Origin of the sequence: Xanthomonas sp. CFBP 8152, assembly GCF_014199025.1 — a bacterium.
Classification (GTDB): Bacteria; Pseudomonadota; Gammaproteobacteria; order Xanthomonadales; family Xanthomonadaceae; genus Xanthomonas; species Xanthomonas arboricola_B.
This window is the reverse complement of sequence record NZ_JACHNO010000002.1, coordinates 913,232-929,840: the sequence shown is the minus strand read 5'-3', so window position 1 is coordinate 929,840 and position 16,609 is coordinate 913,232. Positions and strand designations below refer to the sequence as shown.

At 66.6% G+C, this 16,609-nt stretch carries 14 protein-coding genes; 6 read left to right on the top strand and 8 right to left on the bottom strand.

The window, feature by feature from the left end; all coding sequences use genetic code 11:
• The first annotated feature begins 13 nt into the window (after positions 1-13).
• A complete protein-coding gene (locus tag FHT09_RS11620) occupies positions 14-1,495 on the top strand; it encodes a benzaldehyde dehydrogenase (RefSeq protein ID WP_104607472.1) in 1,482 nt (493 codons plus the stop codon).
• A 1,105-nt stretch (positions 1,496-2,600) separates the two neighbouring features.
• On the opposite strand, the gene FHT09_RS11615 is transcribed toward FHT09_RS11620, so the two are convergent.
• On the bottom strand, positions 2,601-3,497 hold the full coding sequence (locus FHT09_RS11615) for a helix-turn-helix domain-containing protein (protein ID WP_184416958.1): 897 nt from the start codon (positions 3,495-3,497) through the stop codon (positions 2,601-2,603).
• Between the two features lie 98 nt (positions 3,498-3,595).
• On the opposite strand from FHT09_RS11615, the gene pobA reads away from it, so the two are divergent.
• Both pobA and FHT09_RS11605 read left to right on the top strand, forming a co-directional pair.
• Positions 3,596-4,780 (top strand): 4-hydroxybenzoate 3-monooxygenase, encoded by a 1,185-nt coding sequence (pobA, locus tag FHT09_RS11610; protein WP_104607503.1) that lies wholly within the window; start codon positions 3,596-3,598, stop codon positions 4,778-4,780.
• A 259-nt stretch (positions 4,781-5,039) separates the two neighbouring features.
• Complete coding sequence (locus FHT09_RS11605; RefSeq protein ID WP_104607502.1) at positions 5,040-5,552, top strand: nuclear transport factor 2 family protein; 513 nt, start codon at positions 5,040-5,042, stop codon at positions 5,550-5,552.
• A gap of 137 nt (positions 5,553-5,689) precedes the next feature.
• Here the strand turns inward: FHT09_RS11605 and glpK are convergent, their stop codons facing one another.
• The 7 genes from glpK to FHT09_RS11570 all read right to left on the bottom strand — a co-directional run bounded on the left by glpK (position 5,690) and on the right by FHT09_RS11570 (position 13,490).
• Entirely contained in the window at positions 5,690-7,189 is a 1,500-nt protein-coding gene (gene glpK / locus FHT09_RS11600) for a glycerol kinase GlpK (protein WP_104607501.1), read from the bottom strand.
• A 133-nt stretch (positions 7,190-7,322) separates the two neighbouring features.
• Positions 7,323-8,144, bottom strand: coding sequence for an MIP/aquaporin family protein (locus tag FHT09_RS11595; RefSeq protein WP_104538773.1), 822 nt, complete (start codon positions 8,142-8,144; stop codon positions 7,323-7,325).
• Positions 8,145-8,321: 177 nt separating this feature from the next.
• The gene (gene glpD, locus FHT09_RS11590) at positions 8,322-9,836 is read right to left on the bottom strand and encodes a glycerol-3-phosphate dehydrogenase (protein WP_184416956.1); all 1,515 of its coding nucleotides are present in this window, start codon (positions 9,834-9,836) and stop codon (positions 8,322-8,324) included.
• Between the two features lie 224 nt (positions 9,837-10,060).
• The gene (locus tag FHT09_RS11585) at positions 10,061-10,888 is read right to left on the bottom strand and encodes a DeoR family transcriptional regulator (protein ID WP_104538771.1); all 828 of its coding nucleotides are present in this window, start codon (positions 10,886-10,888) and stop codon (positions 10,061-10,063) included.
• 55 nt (positions 10,889-10,943) lie between these two features.
• On the bottom strand, positions 10,944-11,927 hold the full coding sequence (locus FHT09_RS11580) for a PDR/VanB family oxidoreductase (RefSeq protein ID WP_104607499.1): 984 nt from the start codon (positions 11,925-11,927) through the stop codon (positions 10,944-10,946).
• Positions 11,920-12,144, bottom strand: coding sequence for a hypothetical protein (locus tag FHT09_RS20290; RefSeq protein WP_258077305.1), 225 nt, complete (start codon positions 12,142-12,144; stop codon positions 11,920-11,922). Before FHT09_RS20290 ends, FHT09_RS11580 begins: the two co-directional genes overlap by 8 nt.
• 269 nt (positions 12,145-12,413) lie before the next feature.
• A complete protein-coding gene (locus FHT09_RS11570) occupies positions 12,414-13,490 on the bottom strand; it encodes an aromatic ring-hydroxylating dioxygenase subunit alpha (protein WP_104607498.1) in 1,077 nt (358 codons plus the stop codon).
• 256 nt (positions 13,491-13,746) lie between these two features.
• On the opposite strand from FHT09_RS11570, the gene FHT09_RS11565 reads away from it, so the two are divergent.
• Genes FHT09_RS11565 through pcaF form a run of 3 tightly spaced genes read left to right on the top strand, consistent with a single transcriptional unit; the run spans position 13,747 to position 16,600 of the window.
• Positions 13,747-14,610 (top strand): CoA-transferase, encoded by an 864-nt coding sequence (locus FHT09_RS11565; protein WP_104538768.1) that lies wholly within the window; start codon positions 13,747-13,749, stop codon positions 14,608-14,610.
• Positions 14,607-15,395: a CoA-transferase subunit beta gene (locus FHT09_RS11560; RefSeq protein ID WP_104607497.1), complete on the top strand. Its 789-nt coding sequence runs from the start codon at positions 14,607-14,609 to the stop codon at positions 15,393-15,395. Before FHT09_RS11565 ends, FHT09_RS11560 begins: the two co-directional genes overlap by 4 nt.
• A complete protein-coding gene (gene pcaF, locus FHT09_RS11555; RefSeq protein ID WP_104607496.1) occupies positions 15,392-16,600 on the top strand; it encodes a 3-oxoadipyl-CoA thiolase in 1,209 nt (402 codons plus the stop codon). The genes FHT09_RS11560 and pcaF overlap by 4 nt, the downstream gene beginning before the upstream one ends.
• Positions 16,601-16,609 lie beyond the last annotated feature (9 nt).

Here is a 16,609-nt window from a genome sequence, read left to right as displayed (position 1 = left end):
AGGAGGCCAGACCATGAACGCTCTCCCCAATACCGCGATTGCCGCAAGCGCCGCTCCGGCGTGGCATGGCTGCATCTTCAATGGCGACTGGGTACCCGGCAACGGCGGCACCGTGCAGATCATCGAGCCGGCCACCGGCACGCTGCTGCACGAAGTCGGCAAGGCCGACCTGGCCGATGTCGCCGCTGCCGTGGCGCTGGCCAAGAAAGCGCAACGTACCTGGGCAGCCACTGCGCCGCGCGAGCGCGCTGCGGTGTTTCACCGGGCCGCGCAGCTGATGGAAGCGCGCAGTGCCGGAGCGACGCTGCTGATCGCGCGCGAAACCGGCGGCATCCTGCCCAAGGCCCAGCGCGAAGTGAACGAGTCGGTGGTGATCTACCAGCAGTCTGCGGCGCTGCCGCTGCAGGCGGTTGGCCAGGTGCTGCCGACGGGCGCCGGCCAGCTCAGCCTGGCCCGGCACCTGCCGCTGGGCGTGATCGCAGTGATTTCCCCGTTCAATTTCCCGTTGATCCTGTCACTGCGCTCGGTCGCCCCGGCGCTGGCGATGGGCAATGCGGTGGTGCTCAAGCCCGACCCGCGCACGCCGTATACCGGTGGCGTGGTCATCGCGCAGGTACTGGAAGAAGCAGGCCTGCCGAAGGGTTTGCTGCATGTACTGCACGGCGATGCAGCCATCGGACAGGCGCTGGTCGAGTCGCCGGATGTCCCGATGATTGCCTTCACCGGCTCCACCGCGGCCGGGCGGCGCATCGGCGAGATCGCTGGCCGGCATTTGAAGAAGGTGTCACTGGAGTTGGGCGGCAACAACGCGGTGATCGTGCTCGACGACGCGGATCTGGACAAGGCCGCCTCTGCAGTGGCATTCGGCGCCTACCTGCATCAAGGGCAGATCTGCATGGCCACCGGCCGGGTGCTGGTCCAGCGCGGGATTGCCGATGCATTCACGCAGCGGCTGGCCGAAAAGGCCAGGCATCTGCCGGTCGGCGATCCGGTCAGCGGCACCGTGGCACTGGGCCCGATCATCGACCAGCGTCAGCTGCAGCGGGTGATCGATATCGTGGACGACAGCGTTGCCGCCGGTGCGGTGGTGGAGGCCGGCGCCAGCAACGAAGGCCTGTTCTATGCGCCGACGGTGTTGTCCAACGTGCGTCCGGGTATGCGTGCCTTCGACGAAGAAGTCTTCGGGCCGGTGATCAACATCACCGTGTTCGATACCGACGAAGAAGCCGCGGAACTGGCCAACCATGGCGAGTACGGTCTGGCTGCGGGCATCCTGTCGGCGTCGGTGTCGCGTGCGATGCGCCTGGGCGACAAGCTTCACACCGGCCTGTTGCATATCAACGATCAGACCGTGGCCGATGAAGTCATCAATCCCTTCGGCGGGACCGGTGCGTCGGGCAACGGCACCAGTGTCGGCGGACCGGCCGATTGGGAGCAGTACACCCACTGGCAATGGCTGACGATCAAGAACGAAGTGCCGCAGTACCCGTTCTGACCGGTGCGGCGCAACATACTGGGCGGTGGGGGTGCAGGCGAGCCGTGGATCAGCCGCTCCGGGGCCGATCTATCCGCAATGTTCAATTACTTTTAGGCAAAGCAACCAAGCGTTCGAGTGGCTTTATTGTTTCGAGACAGTCAGACGTTTACGTCTAAAGCCTGGTTGGTCGAGGGCGCGGTGTCCTTATCGCTTGCGGGACACGTCGTGAATACGTCCGTGGAGGCTCCTTGGCGGCATCCATGCCGCCAAGGAGCCCGCAACCGGCAAGGACACCGCGTCAGGGAGCTGGTCGGTGGCCGCGTGAAAAGCTGCTTGTCGCGCGTGTGTCGGGTTCCGAGCCGGCGTATCAGTATCTAAACAACGCGCATCACGCACTGCTCTTACTGTTCTTAACTGTGCACACCGATTATCTCGACTGGTCATTGCCCGCCCACCGTCGCGGGACCTTGAGCGGCATGGATGCCGCGCCAGAGCCTACAAGGACGTACTTGCGGCATGTCCCGCGATGGTGGGCGGGCAAGGGCCCTGCAGCGAAGCCGCAGATCGTTTGCTCTGCGCCCGACATCCACACTGTTCAATCACCTTTCAAGGCGACCAAGAGCTCGCGCATCGTCTGGACGCTCCAAAGCCGAGTTGGTCGAGTGCGCGGTGCCCTTACCGCTCGCGGGACACGCCGTGAATCCGTCCGTGGAGGCTCCTTGGCGGCATCCATGCCGCCAAGGGTCCCGCAATCGGCAAGGACACCGCACCAGAAAGTTGGTCGGTGGCTGGGTGAAAAGCCGCTTGTCGAACATATGTCGGACCTCGAGCCGGCGCATCAGTATCGAAACGTGCATCACGCATTGCTCTTACTGTTCTTAACTGTGCGCACCGACCATCTTGACGGGTCCTTGCCCGCCCACCGTCGCGGGACCTTGAGCGGCATGGATGCCGCGCCAGAGCCTACATGGACGTACTTGCGGCGTGTCCCGCGATGGTGGGCGGGCAAGGGCCCTGCAGCCAATCTCCAGACCAGCCGCTCTGCAACCAACGCATCCCCATCGTTCAATCACCTTTCAAGACGATCGAGATCTCGCGTTTCAGTGGTTTTTGTCAGCCGCTCTTAATCGCCAGCGCGGAATTGCGTCGGCGAGCAGCCGGCATGGCGTGCGAAGTAGCGGCTGAAGTATGCAGCGTCGAAAAATCCTAGGCTGGCGGCGATCTGCTGCACGCTCAGGCTGGTGTAGCGCAGGCTGCGGCGTGCTTCGAGCATGATCCGGCGCTGCAGTAATTGCAGCGCCGAGGCGCCGGCCAGCCGCTGGCACAACGCGTTGAGATGACCCGGAGTCAGGCCCAGCTGCCCGGCATAGCGGGAGATCGGCCAATGCGCGCGGTAGTGCTGGTCGATCAGCGCCTGATAGCCACGGAGATGGCGTAATGCCGGGTCGGCGTACGGGCTCACCGCAGCCGCATCCTGCGCGTGCTCCAGCGCCGTGCGGGCGGTCCAGATCAACAGTTGCGCTGCGGCGGCGTGCAATGCGGCCTCGTGGCCGATGCGCCGGTATGCGTGATCGTCGGCAATGCTGGCGAACAGCGCGTCGAGCAATCCGCGTGCGTGCTGTGCCTGCAGGACCTGCGGGATGGTCAGTGCACGCTGCAACAGCGGCGCGGCATTCAACGCACTACGTACCAACGGCATGCACAAGGTGATGATGTGGCCGCGTACCTGTGGATCGAATCTGAAACCATGCACGCACAGCGGTGGCAGCCAGATCACGCGTGCGCCACGCACGCGCTGGCTGCGGCCATCCAGCTGCAGCGTCGCCGGCCCGCGTTGCACGTACAGCAGTTGCGCCAGGTCTTCGTGCCGGTGCGGAGCGATGCGCCAGTCATGCAGCCGGCTGCGTGCGGCAATCGACTCCCAGTGCAGCAACTCCGGGGTGTCGGCGTGCTGCTCGCCATACAGGCCGAAGGCGGGGACCGCAGTGGCTGCGGCGTTGGCGTGCGCGCGTGTGGGCATCGTCGAAAAGTCCAAGCACTGCGCGCAATCATCCCTTCAAAGCACGTGCTTGGCTACCCACACTGGCCTGCATCCGTCGGCTGAGGCAGGAGCATTGCATGCGAACCCAGATCGCGATCATTGGCGCCGGCCCCTCCGGCCTGTTGCTGGGCGAGCTGTTGCTGCGGGCCGGTATCGATGCCGCGGTAATCGAGCGACAGACCCCGGAGCATGTGTTGGGGCGTATCCGCGCCGGCGTGCTGGAACAGGGCAGTGTGGAGCTGTTGCACCAAGCAGGCGTTGGCGCACGCGTGCAGCGCGAAGGCTTGCCGCATCACGGCTTCGAACTGTCGCTGGATGGCCGGCGGGAGCGCATCGATCTGCTGCGCGGCTGCGGGCGTAGTGTCACCGTCTACGGTCAGACCGAGGTCACCGCCGATCTGATGCACGCCCGTGCGCGCAGCGCTGCACCGACGTATTACAGCGCCCAGGACGTGACGCTGCGCGCGGTGGACAGCGATGCGCCCGCCGTGGAATTCACCCACGACGGCCAGCGCCTGCGTATCGACTGCGACTATATCGTCGGCTGCGACGGCTTCCATGGCATCAGCCGCGCCAGCATTCCGCCCGCGCGATTGCGCCTGTTCGAGCGGGTGTATCCGTTCGGCTGGCTTGGCGTGCTTGCCGACACCCCGCCGGTCCACGACGAGTTGATCTACGCGCACCACCCACGCGGCTTTGCCTTGTGTTCGATGCGCTCGCCGACGCGCTCGCGCTACTACGTGCAGGTACCGGCCGATGCGCAGGTACAGGCATGGAGCGATCAGGCGTTCTGGAACGAGTTGCGTGCGCGGTTGCCTGAGACGCTGGCTGCGCAACTGGTCACCGGTCCATCGATCGAAAAAAGCATCGCGCCGTTGCGGAGCTTCGTCGCCGAACCCATGCAGTACGGGCGCCTGTTCCTGGCTGGCGATGCGGCGCATATCGTGCCGCCCACCGGCGCCAAGGGCCTGAATCTGGCGCTGGCCGATGTCGGGTTGCTGGCGCACTTGTTCGGGCGCTGGAACGCGCACGGCGATACCACGGTGCTGCAGCAGTATTCGGCGCTGGCGCTGCAGCGGGTGTGGAAGGCCGAACGGTTTTCATGGTGGATGACCACCTTGCTGCATACCTTCGACGACCAGGACGCGTTCACCGCACGCATTCGTGCCGCAGAGCTGGATTATCTGCTGGGCAGCGAGGCCGGGCGCGCCACCCTGGCCGAAAACTATGCGGGGTTGCCGTTGGTGGAGCTGCCGGATTGAGCGCAGCGTTGGCGGCCGTCGAGGTGCCACATGCGTGCGAGAGAGAAAATCGACTGCCGTGGTTATCTTCTGATTACCACCAATACTACAGGTGCCCTGGTGCACTCCAGGGCGGCTAGCGGGTGAGCGGACGCGGCCGTTAGGCTGGCGGCGACGCGTGGAAAAACCCTGTGTGCAAGGCGCGTCGTCCCCCAATCAACGGTGCACCGTGTTGGCATTCCGGCAGGCGCAGCGCCCGTCTCCACGTAAGGACTCCTCCATGAATAAGCTGTTTTCCCGCGCCTTGCTGCTGGTCATGCTGGTGGCGCCGATGGCTGCGTTCGCGCAGACCGCAGTGACTGAAAATCCCAACCACCAGAAGATGCTGCTCGGATCCACCTGGCCCGAAACCGTCAACAAGCGGTTGGTCTACGATTTCTGGCGCATCGTGTTCGAGGCTGGCCAGGTGCAGGAAGCGCCGAAATACATGGACAAGAACTACATCCAGCACAACCCGAACGTGGCGAACGGTCGCGATGCCTTCATCGCGTTCCTGACAGCATTCGTGCCGCCGACGCCGGTACAGGCACGTGTGCAGTTGCCGCTGGTGGCCATCACTGCAGATCGCGATCTGGTCACCCTGGTGTCGGTGCGCACGCTGCCGGATCCGCGTGATCCCGGCAAGACCTATACCACCACCTGGTTCGACATGTTCCGCATCGAAAAAGGCCTGATCAAGGAGCATTGGGATCCGGACACGATTGCCGGCCGCGCCAATACCGGCGGGCAATAATCGCTGCTGCATTGCAGGGCTGCAGCGTGCAGCCCTGCAATGCGTGATCCATGCAGGTCGTCGGCAACCATGCAAGCGGTTGACGAAAAAGGACAGCGCCCGCCTGGTGGCGGGCGTCGTCTTTTGAGGCAGCGGGGTCAGCTGATGCGGAAGCCCATCGTCGCTTCCACCGCCTGCTGCCAGCCGGCATAGAGTTGTTCGCGCTTGTCGTCGGCCATGGCCGGCTCGAAGCGGCGATCCACCGCCCACTGCTTGGCGATCTCTTCGCGGCTGCTCCAGAAGCCGGTCGCCAGACCGGCCAGATACGCCGCACCGAGCGCGGTGGTTTCGGCCACTTCCGGGCGCAGGACCGGCACATTGAGCATGTCGCTCTGGAACTGCGCCATGAAGTCGTTGGCGATGGCGCCACCGTCGGCCCGCAGCTCCTTCAGCTCGATGCCCGAATCGGCCTGCATCGCAGTCAGCACGTCGCGGGTCTGGTACGCCATCGATTCCACCGCCGCACGCACGAAATGTTCCTTGGTGGTGCCGCGGGTCAGCCCGAACACCGCGCCGCGGATATCGCTGCGCCAATACGGCGCGCCCAGGCCGACGAAGGCCGGCACCAGATAGACCCCGTCGTTGTCGCCGGCACGTTCGGCATAGGCCTGCGAGTCGCTGGCCTTGCCGAGCATGCGCAGGCCGTCGCGCAGCCACTGCACGACCGAGCCGGCGACGAAGATAGAACCTTCCAGCGCGTACTCGACCTTGCCGTCGATGCCCCAGGCGATCGTGGTCAACAGACCGGCCTTGGACGCAACCGCCTTGTCGCCGGTATGCATCAGCGCAAAGCAGCCGGTGCCATAGGTGTTCTTGGCCATGCCCGGTTCGAAGCAGGCCTGGCCGAACAGCGCCGCCTGCTGGTCGCCGGCGATCCCGGCGATCGGCACCTGCTCGCCGTAGAAATACTGGGTCTGGGTCATACCGTAGATTTCGCTGGACGAGCGCACCTCCGGCAGCATTTCCTTCGGCACGTCGAGCATGGCCAACAGCTCGGCGTCCCACTCCAGCGTGTGGATGTTGTACATCAGCGTGCGCGAGGCATTGGTGTAGTCGGTGACATGCACCTTGCCGCCGGTGAGATTCCAGATCAGCCAGCTGTCGATGGTGCCGAAGGCCAGTTCGCCGTTGCGCGCGCGTTCGCGGGCGCCGTCGACGTGGTCGAGGATCCATTTGACCTTGGTGCCGGAAAAATAGGCATCGATCAGCAATCCGGTCTTGTCGCGCACCATCTGCTCGTGCCCGGCCTCCTTGAGCTGGGTGCAGATGTCCTTGGTCTGCCGCGATTGCCAGACGATGGCGTTGTAGATCGGCTGGCCGGTGGCCTTGTCCCACACCACCGCGGTCTCGCGCTGGTTGGTGATGCCGATACCGGCGATCGAACGCGCATCGATCTGCGCGTTGTTGAGCAGCTCGGTGATCGTGGTGTAGACGCTGGTCATGATCTCGCGCGGGTTGTGTTCCACCCAGCCCGGCTGCGGAAAGATCTGGCCGAACTCGCGCTGCGCCACGCCGGCCACCTTGCCGTTGCGATCGAACAGCATCGCGCGCGAACTGGTGGTGCCTTGATCGATCGCAAGGACGTATTGCTTTTCCATCGGAGATTCCTCGAACAATGCCGGCGCTGGCGCACGGCGAGAAAGTGGGCGGTGCACGCCGCTGCTGGAGAGGCCGATAAACCCATGGCCTGCCCGGCAGCGGGGCAGTGCTGTCAGTCGTGCCGCAGTACGATCAGCGCGGATCGAGCGGCGGTTTGCCGCCCTGCAGATGGCGCACGCGTGCCGGCAGGAACGGCAGGATCAGCCACTGGTAGGCGAGCGCGCCGATCGGGCCGCCGATCAACGGCCCGACAATGGGAATCCACCAGTAGTTGTCCTTGGCCGGCAACGCGGCCTCGCCCCAACCGGCAAGGTAGGCGAACAGGCGCGGGCCGAAGTCGCGTGCCGGATTCATTGCCCAGGCTTCCAGATAGCCCATCGACGCGCCCAGCGTCGCCACCAGCAGGCCGATCATCAGCGCGCCGGAGTTGGCGGTCGGCGCGGCTTCGTTGAATTGTTCGGTGATGGCGAAGATGCCGAAGATCAGGAACGCGGTGATGATGATCTGGTCGACCAGCGCATGCATCGGCGTCACCGCTAGGCCGGGTGCAGTGAAGAACACCCCGGCGGCGCCACCGGCTTCGCGGGTGAGTTGCTGCACCTGGTTGTAGTGGTCGATGACCGGGCCGTACAACTGGTAGACGATGGCCGCGCCCAGGAATGCACCGATCACCTGCGCACCCCAGTACGGCAGCACCTTCTTCCATGAGAAACCGCGGAACAACGCCAGCGCCAGCGTTACTGCCGGGTTGGCATGCGTGCCGGACACCGAGCCGGTGACATAGATCGCCAGCGTCACCGCCAGGCCCCAGGCGATGCACACGCCCCAGTAGGCGTTCTGGTACGGGCTGGGGTCGTAGAGGACGTACATCGCCGCGACCGAATCGCCGAGCGCGATGATGATGAACATCGCCACCGCCTCGGAAATCAACTCACCCACGAGTTGGCGGCTCATGCGCGCGTCCTCGTGCCGATGGCGATGACGCAGCCAGGGTGGTGCGATGCGCGCATTGGCGCGCAGGGGTCTTCGGTGATGCTCATCAGGGTGCCCTCCACGTGACTCAGGATGATGCCGGCAAATGCGCCAGGATACGTTGCCGCGCGACCCGTCCTCGCCGGCAGCGTGGTTCGATCAGGCCGGCACGCCGTCCGCCTGCCGGACCGAGTGTGTCTGCAGATATGCCTCCAGGCGTTCGCGCCCGGCTGCGTCGATGCGCAGGCCGAGTTTGCTGCGGCGCCACAGGATGTCGTCGGTGGTCACGGCCCACTCGTGGGCACGCAGGTAATCCACCTCGGCCTGATACAGGTCGGCACCGAAGTGCGTGCCCAGGGCGGCGATGTCCTGCGCCTGGCCCAGCAGCTGTTCCGCACAGGTGCCGTAGTTGCGTACCAGCCGTTGCGCGGTGGGCGCCGGCAGCCACGGGTACGCGTTGCGCACGCGCTCGAGCAGGCTGGCGATATCGCGTTGTTCGCCGCCGGGCAATGCATCGCCGCGCGCGGTCCATGCCGGCTTGCGTGCACCCAGCGCCTGGGTGAGGCGGTCGACCGCTTCTTCGGCCAGTTTGCGATAGGTGGTGAGCTTGCCGCCGAAGACGTTGAGCAACGGTGCGCCATCGGTGAGCATTTCCAGCTGGTAATCGCGGGTGACTTCGGCGGCGTTGTCCTCGGCATCGTCGAGCAGCGGACGCACGCCGCTATAGCTCCACACCACATCGCCGGGAGCGATCTGCTGCTGGAAATACAGGTTCACCGCATCGCACAGGTACTGCACCTCGGCCGCATCGATCCTGGGCGCGGCGGGGTCGGCCTGGTAATCCACGTCGGTGGTGCCAATCAGGGTGAAGTCATGCTCGTACGGAATGGCGAACACGATGCGCCGATCCGGTTGCTGGAAGATGTACGCGTGGTCGTGGTCGAACAACTTGGGCACCACGATGTGGCTGCCCTTGACCAGGCGCAGTGCGTGCGTGTGCGGCACTGCGGCGACCGTGTCCAGGAACGACACCGCCCACGGCCCGGCCGCATTGGCCAGCGCACGCGCCTGCACGGTGCGGCGGCGGCCGTCGCGATCTTCCAGTTCGGCGTACCAGAAGCCTGCATCGCGCCAGGCACCGACGCAGCGGGTGCGCGTGCGGATCTGTGCGCCCCGCCTGGCGGCGTCCATCGCATTGAGCACCACCAGCCGCGCGTCCTGCACCCAGGCATCGGAGTACACGAAACCGGTGCGCAGCGATTCCTGCAGCGGCTGGCCGACCGGGTGCGTGCGCAGCGACAGCCGGCGCGAGCGCGGCAGGCTGCGCTTGCTGCCGCCGAGATGGTCGTACAGAAACAGCCCGGCGCGAATCATCCAGGCCGGGCGCAGATGCGGTTGATGCGGCAGCAGGAAGCGCAGCGGCCAGATGATGTGCGGGGCCAGCCGCAGCAGCACCTCGCGCTCGGCCAGCGCCTTGCCGACCAGCGCGAACTCGTACTGTTCCAGGTAGCGCAGGCCGCCGTGGATGAGCTTGGTGCTGGCGCTGCTGGTATGCGCGGCCAGATCGTCCTGTTCGCACAAGCACACCGACAGACCGCGCCCGGCCGCATCGCGGGCGATGCCGACCCCGTTGATGCCGCCGCCTATCACCAGAAGATCGTATGTCTCGCCCATCGGTGTCTCCGTCCGGGCGCGCCAACAGCGAACCCAAGTTGTCATGTTCGAACATATTCGAACATCAAACCTTTTCGGGGCGTGAAGAGCCGTTAGACGTGGGAATCAAGCACTTGGGAAATAAAAGTGCCTATCGAAGCCGGTATTTCGATAGTCAAGGAGCATCATGAAAGCAGCCCGATCGACATGCCCATGCCGCAAACGCACAAAAACGAACAATTGGCTCAGCCGGCGTCGCCAGGCTCGGCCAGATGCACGCGGGTGCCGGCCTCGGCCAGCACGGCGGCCAGTTCCTGCGGTGGCGGCCGGTCGGTGAACCAGTCGTGCACCTGGGCGATCGCGCCCAGTCGCACCATGGCGTTGCGGCCGAACTTGCTGTGGTCGGCCGCCAGCAGCACCTGCCGCGAGTGTTCGATGATGGCCTGGGCCACGCGCACTTCCTGGTAGTCGAAGTCCAGCAAGGTGCCGTCCAGATCGATGCCGGAAATGCCGATCACCCCGAAGTCCACCTTGAACTGCCGGATCAGCTCCACCGTCGCCTCGCCGGTCACGCCCTGGTCGCGCCCGCGCACCACGCCACCGGCCACGATCACCTCGAAGCTGGGGTTGGCGCTGAGCATCACCGCCACGTTGAGGTTGTTGGTGATCACGCGCAGGCCGCGGTGCTGCAGCAAGGCGCGCGCGACCTCTTCGTTGGTGGTGCCCAGGTTGATGAACAACGAGGCATCGTCGGGAATGAAGCGGGCGACCCGCGCGGCGATGTGCTGCTTCTCGCGCGCCTGCAGCGCCTTGCGTGCGGTGTAGGCCAGGTTTTCCACGCTCGAGGGCATGCTGACGCCACCGTGATAGCGGCGCAGCACGCCGGCATCGCACAGCAGGGTCAGGTCGCGACGGATGGTCTGCGGCGTCACCTCGAAGCGCGTCGCCAGCCCTTCCACCTCGGCAAAGCCCTGCTGCCGCACCAATGCCACCAATTGTTCCTGGCGCGGGTTGAGTGCCGGCGCCGGGACCGTCCTGTAGTGAGTCGACTCCATGCGCAGATGATCGCGCATGCGCGTGAGGATGCAAACACGCGCTGCACGCGCGCTGGCGTGCCGATGGCCGCGCTCAGCCCAGCGCGCCGCGGTAGCCGGTATCGATGCTGATGCTGCCGCCCACCGCGCGCGAGACGCAGGCGCACAGCTTGCGGTTCTCGCGGCGCTGTTCGTCGCTGAAGAATACATCGCGGTGGTCGATATCGGCCGCGCTGTCCAGCACCTCGACCGCGCACAGCCCGCATTCGCCGCGCCGGCATTCGGCGATCAGCTCGACTCCGGCGTCGGCCAGCGCATCCAGCATCGATTCGTTCTCGGCCACCGGCACTTCCAGGCCGAGCCCGGGCAGCTTGACCACGAACGCCTGCGCCGGCACCCGCCCGCTGTTGCCGAAGGTTTCGAAATGCAGCCGCGCGCGCGGACGCCCGGCGCCATGCCAGTGCTGGCGCACCGCTTCGAGCATGCCGAGCGGGCCGCACACGTACACCTCGGCATTGGGCGACAGCCGCGCCAGCGCGGCGGCAAGATCCGCCGGGCCGGCGCCGTCGTCGCATTGCAGCTGCAGGCGCTCGCCGAGCAGCGCTTCCAGTTCGTCGACATAGGCCATCGCACGGCGCGTGCGCCCGGCATACAGCAGGCGAAACGCGCGATGGCGGCGCGCCAGCCGCTGCGCCATGCCGATGATCGGGGTGATGCCGATCCCGCCGGCGATCAGCAGGATCTCCTCGCCGCCCTCGTCCAGCGTGAAGTTGTTGCTGGGCGGGGAGATCTCCACCACATCGCCGGGCTGCAGCGTCCACATGTGCCGCGAGCCGCCGCGGCTGTCGGGCATCTGCCGTACCGCGATCTGGTAGTGGCCATCGGCACGCGGCTCGCCCACCAGCGAGTACGAGCGCACGTCGGCGCGGCCGTGCAGCTGCACGCGAAAATCCAGATGGCTGCCGACCTCGAAGCCGCGCGCCGCGGTGCCCGGGTCGAGCACGATTTCGCGCACGCCCTCGCAGGCGTCGGCAATGCTGACCACATGGGCGCGGTGCCACCGGGTGTCTTTACGCATGGGAAACTCCAGGCAGAAGGGTGGGCCGGCTGCTGCCGGCAGTGGCGGGATGCGCGCGGCCGATCAATGCGCCGCTGCGCACCTGGGTGATCGCCGCCGGGGTCTGCAGCACGTGGCGCAGATTGCGATGGGCCAGCCGTGCGTGTTCGCGCATCAGCGCTTCGGCGCGCGCGCCCCGGTGGTCTTCGATCGAGCGTGCCGCGCAGTTCGATCGCATCGTGCACCTCGCGTTCGCCGAAGGCCTGCGCCGCCTAGCCGCCGCCCGGCAGTGCGCTGGCCAGGCCCTGTTCGCACAGCCGCTGCAACGCCGTGCCACCGAGTGCGCGACATGCCCCGCCGCTGCCCCACCGCCAGCTCGGGCAAGCGCGTTCCGGCCGGCGGTGCCGTCGCGGATCAGTTCGCGTAGCGACAGCAGCGCGCGCGTGGTCTGCGCGGCACTGCTGCGAAACGGGGTGGCGGGTGACATGGACACCTCCGATGCGGTGCTCAGCCCACCATGCGCAGCGACAGTTCCTGCGCGCGCTGCTCCTGGGCGATCAGCCGATCGATCACGCGGCGCGCCCACATGCCGCCGGCATCGACGTTGAGGTTGTAGAAGGTGTGATCCGGATGCGCGTCGATGGCGCGCTGCTGCGCTTCCAGCACTGCCTCGTCCTCGCCGAACACGCCGGTGACGCCTGCACGGGTCAGCGTGGTCAGCGATTGATCATGCAGCGCGTAGTTGCGCATGAACGCCCAGAAGTAGTGGCAGGTGGTGTCGGTTTCCGGCGTGATGGTGTTGAGTACGTAGCCGTTGACGCCCTGGCTGCGGTCGCCCTCCGGCGCACCGGTGCCGGCGATGGCCACGCCGACGTCGATGGCGATGGTGCCGGGCGCTTCGAAGCGGATGATCTGCCAGCGGTCGACCTTGCCGCGGTAGTCCAGATGGCGCGCGATCTGGCTGGCCCAGAACGGCGGCGCGTCGATATTGCGCATCCAGCGCGACACCACCACCGAGCGGTCGCCATGCATCACCTCGAACGGCGCTTCGGCGATCTCGTCCTGGCCGATGCTGGAGCCGTGCACGAAGGTCTCGTGGGTCAGGTCCATCAGGTTGTCCAGCACCAGCCGGTAGTCGCACTTGGCATAGATGGTGCGGCCATCACCGGCCCAGGCCGGATCGTGCGCCCAGTGCAGATCGGGAATCAGGCGGGTGTCGGCCTGCGCCGGGTCGCCCGGCCAGATCCATACATGGCGATGCTTTTCGGCCACCGGAAAACTGCGCACGCACGCGGACGGATTGATGGTCTCCTGCGAGGGCATGTGCACGCAGCGGCCCTGGCTGTTGTAGACCAGCCCGTGATAACCGCACACCACATCGTCGCCGCGCAGTTTGCCCATCGACAGCGGCACCAGGCGATGCCAGCACGCATCTTCGAGCGCGATCACCGCCCCGGCAGTGGTGCGATAGACCACCACGTCCAGGTTGCAGACCTTGCGTGGGGTCAGCGCGTGCCTGATCTCGTGGTCCCAGGCGACGGCGTACCACGCATTGAGGGGAAACAGCTGCTTGGACTGGGACATGACCGTGGCTCCTGGGGTTTGTAGACAACCTGGGGTGCGGATCGGCAGCGGTGCGCCGGCTGGCGACCAGTTGACGCGCATGCCGGCGCTGGCGTCTTCTTGCAAGCGAAGTTATGTATACACCGGAGACAATGTTGGAGCGTCGGTCGCTTGCCGAAATTGTGCGATTATCGAATTGATGCACCGATAATCGCATTGACCGGGCCGTGCAGCTGCGCCTAACGTGACCACACGCTCGCTGCGCAGGACCGAAGCAATGGCCCAGATCGTCCCCCTTTCAGAAGCGGTGTCCCAGCTGATCGCCGATGGCGACTGCGTGGCGATGGAAGGCTTCACCCATCTGATTCCGCATGCGGCCGGCCACGAGGTGATCCGCCAGCGCAAGCGCGACCTGCACCTGGTGCGCATGACCCCGGACCTGATCTACGACCAACTGATCGGCGCCGGTTGTGCATCGGCATTGCGGTTTTCCTGGGGCGGCAATCCCGGCGTCGGCTCGCTGCACCGGCTGCGCGATGCGGTCGAACATGCGTGGCCGCAGCCGCTGCAGATCCGCGAACACAGCCATGCCGACATGGCCAACGCGTACGTGGCCGGTGCCTCGGGCCTGCCGTTCGCGGTGCTGCGCGGTTATGTCGGCTCCGACCTGCCGCGCGTCAACGACAGCATCAGGTTCCTGCAATGCCCGTACACCGGCGAAACGCTGGCCACCACGCCGGCCGTCAGGCCCGATGTCACCGTGATCCATGCGCAGCAGGCCGACCGCCGCGGCAACGTGCTGCTGTGGGGCATCCTGGGCGTGCAGAAGGAAGCCGCGCTGGCAGCGCGCAAGGTGATCGTGACGGTGGAAGCGATCGTCGACACGCTGGATGCGCCGCCCAACGCCTGCATCCTGCCGCGCTGGGTGGTCGATGCGGTCTGCCACGTGCCCGGCGGTGCGGCACCGTCGTACGCGCATGGCTATTACGCCCGCGACAACCGCTTCTACCTGGCCTGGGATGCGATCGCGCGCGACCGCGCACGCTTCCAGGCCTGGATCCAGACGCACATCCTCGACACCGAGGACTTTGCTGCGTTCCAGCGCGTGTACGCGCACTCGCTGCTGCAGGTGGCCGCATGAGCGAGGTCAGCAGCAACGAGATGATGACCGTGGCGGCGGCGCGGCGCCTGCCCGATGGCGCGGTGTGCTTCGTCGGCATCGGCCTGCCGTCCACCGCCGCCAACCTGGCGCGGCTGACGCATGCGCCGGATGTCACCCTGATCTACGAATCTGGCCCGATCGGCGCGCGCCCGGAGGTGCTGCCGTTGTCGATCGGCGACGGCGAACTGGCCGACACCGCCGACACCGTGGTCTCCACCCCGGAAATCTTCCGCTACTGGCTGCAGGGCGGCCGCGTGGACGTGGGTTTCCTGGGCGCGGCGCAGATCGATCGCCATGCCAACCTCAACACCACGGTGATCGGCCCGTACGACGCGCCCAGGACGCGGCTGCCCGGCGCAGGCGGCGCGCCGGAGATCGCGGCCAGCGCCAAACAGGTGTTCATCATCATTCGCCAATCCAGACGCAGCTTCGTGCCGGCGCTGGACTTCGTCACCACCGTCGGGCATCTGGACGGTGGCGATGCGCGGCAGCGTGCCGGCCTGCCCGGCGCCGGCCCCACCGTGGTCGTCACCGACCTGTGCGTGATGGAGCCCGACCCCGTGACCCGCGAACTCACCGTCACCGCCCTGCACCCCGGCAGCACCCGCGAGCAGGTGCGCGCGGCCACCGGCTGGCCGATCCGCTTCGCCGCCGACCTGGCGCAGACCATGCCACCCAGCGTTGCGGAATTGCAGGCGCTGCGCGCGCTGCAGGCACGCACCGATGTAGCGCATGGCAAGCAGGCAGCCGGGGCCGAGGCATGAGCGAGGTCTATCTGATCGATGGCATCCGCACGCCGATCGGCCGCTATGGCGGCGCCCTGGCCGGCGTGCGCGCCGACGACCTGGGCGCGCTACCGATCGCCGCGTTGATGGCACGCAATCGGCAACTGGAACCGGCGCTGATCGACGACGTGTACCTGGGCTGCGCAAATCAGGCCGGCGAGGACAATCGCAATGTCGCGCGCATGAGTCTGTTGCTGGCAGGGCTGCCCAGTTCGGTGCCGGGCAGCACGCTCAATCGCCTGTGCGGCTCGGGGCTGGACGCGGTCGGCACGGTGGCGCGCGGCATCCGTGCCGGCGAGCTGGGGCTGGCGATCGCCGGCGGGGTCGAGTCGATGACCCGCGCGCCCTGGGTCATGGGCAAGGCCGAGAGCGCGTTCGCGCGCACGCAACAGCTGGAAGACACCACGATGGGCTGGCGGTTCGTCAATCCGCGCCTGCAGCGCGCCTATGGCGTGGATCTGATGGGCGAGACCGCGGAGAACGTGGCACAGCGCCATGCCATCGCGCGCGAAGACCAGGACGCGTTCGCGCTGCGCAGCCAGCAGCGTGCAGCCGCCGCACAGGCGGCCGGTTTCTTCGATGCAGAAATCACTCCGGTGCCGGTGGCCGCACGCAAAGGGGACGAGGCGACCACTATCGATCGCGACGAGCATCCACGCCCGAACACCACCGCCGAGATGCTGGCCAAGCTCAAGCCGGTGTTCCGCCAGCCCGGCACGGTGACGGCTGGCAATGCGGCCGGTCTCAACGATGGCGCTGCCGCCTTGCTGCTGGCCTCTGCGCAGGCCGTGCACGCGCATGGACTGACCCCGCGGGCACGCGTGCTCGGCTTCGCCTCGGCCGGTGTGGAGCCGGCCTACATGGGCATCGGCCCGGTACCGGCCACGCAGCGCCTGCTGGCGCGCCTGGGCCTGCGCATCGCGCAGTTCGACGCGATCGAACTCAACGAAGCCTTCGCCGCGCAGGTGCTGGCCTGCACGCGCGCGTTCGGCCTGGCCGACGATGCCGCGCACGTCAACGCCAATGGCGGCGCCATCGCGCTCGGCCATCCCCTGGGCATGAGCGGCGCGCGGCTGGCGTTGACCTTGTTGCGGCAACTGGAGGCGGGCAACGGGCGGCTTGGGCTGGCCAGCATGTGCATCGGGGTCGGGCAGGGCGTGGCGCTGGCGATCGAGCGCGTGTAGTGCGCCGAT

Bases quoted from the DNA above. Each gene is read 5' to 3' on its own strand.
- FHT09_RS11620 (WP_104607472.1), top strand. From the start codon at position 14: ATGAACGCTCTCCCCAATACCGCGATTGCCGCAAGCGCCGCTCCGGCG.
- FHT09_RS11615 (WP_184416958.1), bottom strand. From the start codon at position 3,497: ATGCCCACACGCGCGCACGCCAACGCCGCAGCCACTGCGGTCCCCGCC.
- pobA (WP_104607503.1), top strand. From the start codon at position 3,596: ATGCGAACCCAGATCGCGATCATTGGCGCCGGCCCCTCCGGCCTGTTG.
- FHT09_RS11605 (WP_104607502.1), top strand. From the start codon at position 5,040: ATGAATAAGCTGTTTTCCCGCGCCTTGCTGCTGGTCATGCTGGTGGCG.
- glpK (WP_104607501.1), bottom strand. From the start codon at position 7,189: ATGGAAAAGCAATACGTCCTTGCGATCGATCAAGGCACCACCAGTTCG.
- FHT09_RS11595 (WP_104538773.1), bottom strand. From the start codon at position 8,144: ATGAGCCGCCAACTCGTGGGTGAGTTGATTTCCGAGGCGGTGGCGATG.
- glpD (WP_184416956.1), bottom strand. From the start codon at position 9,836: ATGGGCGAGACATACGATCTTCTGGTGATAGGCGGCGGCATCAACGGG.
- FHT09_RS11585 (WP_104538771.1), bottom strand. From the start codon at position 10,888: ATGCGCGATCATCTGCGCATGGAGTCGACTCACTACAGGACGGTCCCG.
- FHT09_RS11580 (WP_104607499.1), bottom strand. From the start codon at position 11,927: ATGCGTAAAGACACCCGGTGGCACCGCGCCCATGTGGTCAGCATTGCC.
- FHT09_RS20290 (WP_258077305.1), bottom strand. From the start codon at position 12,144: ATGCGATCGAACTGCGCGGCACGCTCGATCGAAGACCACCGGGGCGCG.
- FHT09_RS11570 (WP_104607498.1), bottom strand. From the start codon at position 13,490: ATGTCCCAGTCCAAGCAGCTGTTTCCCCTCAATGCGTGGTACGCCGTC.
- FHT09_RS11565 (WP_104538768.1), top strand. From the start codon at position 13,747: ATGGCCCAGATCGTCCCCCTTTCAGAAGCGGTGTCCCAGCTGATCGCC.
- FHT09_RS11560 (WP_104607497.1), top strand. From the start codon at position 14,607: ATGAGCGAGGTCAGCAGCAACGAGATGATGACCGTGGCGGCGGCGCGG.
- pcaF (WP_104607496.1), top strand. From the start codon at position 15,392: ATGAGCGAGGTCTATCTGATCGATGGCATCCGCACGCCGATCGGCCGC.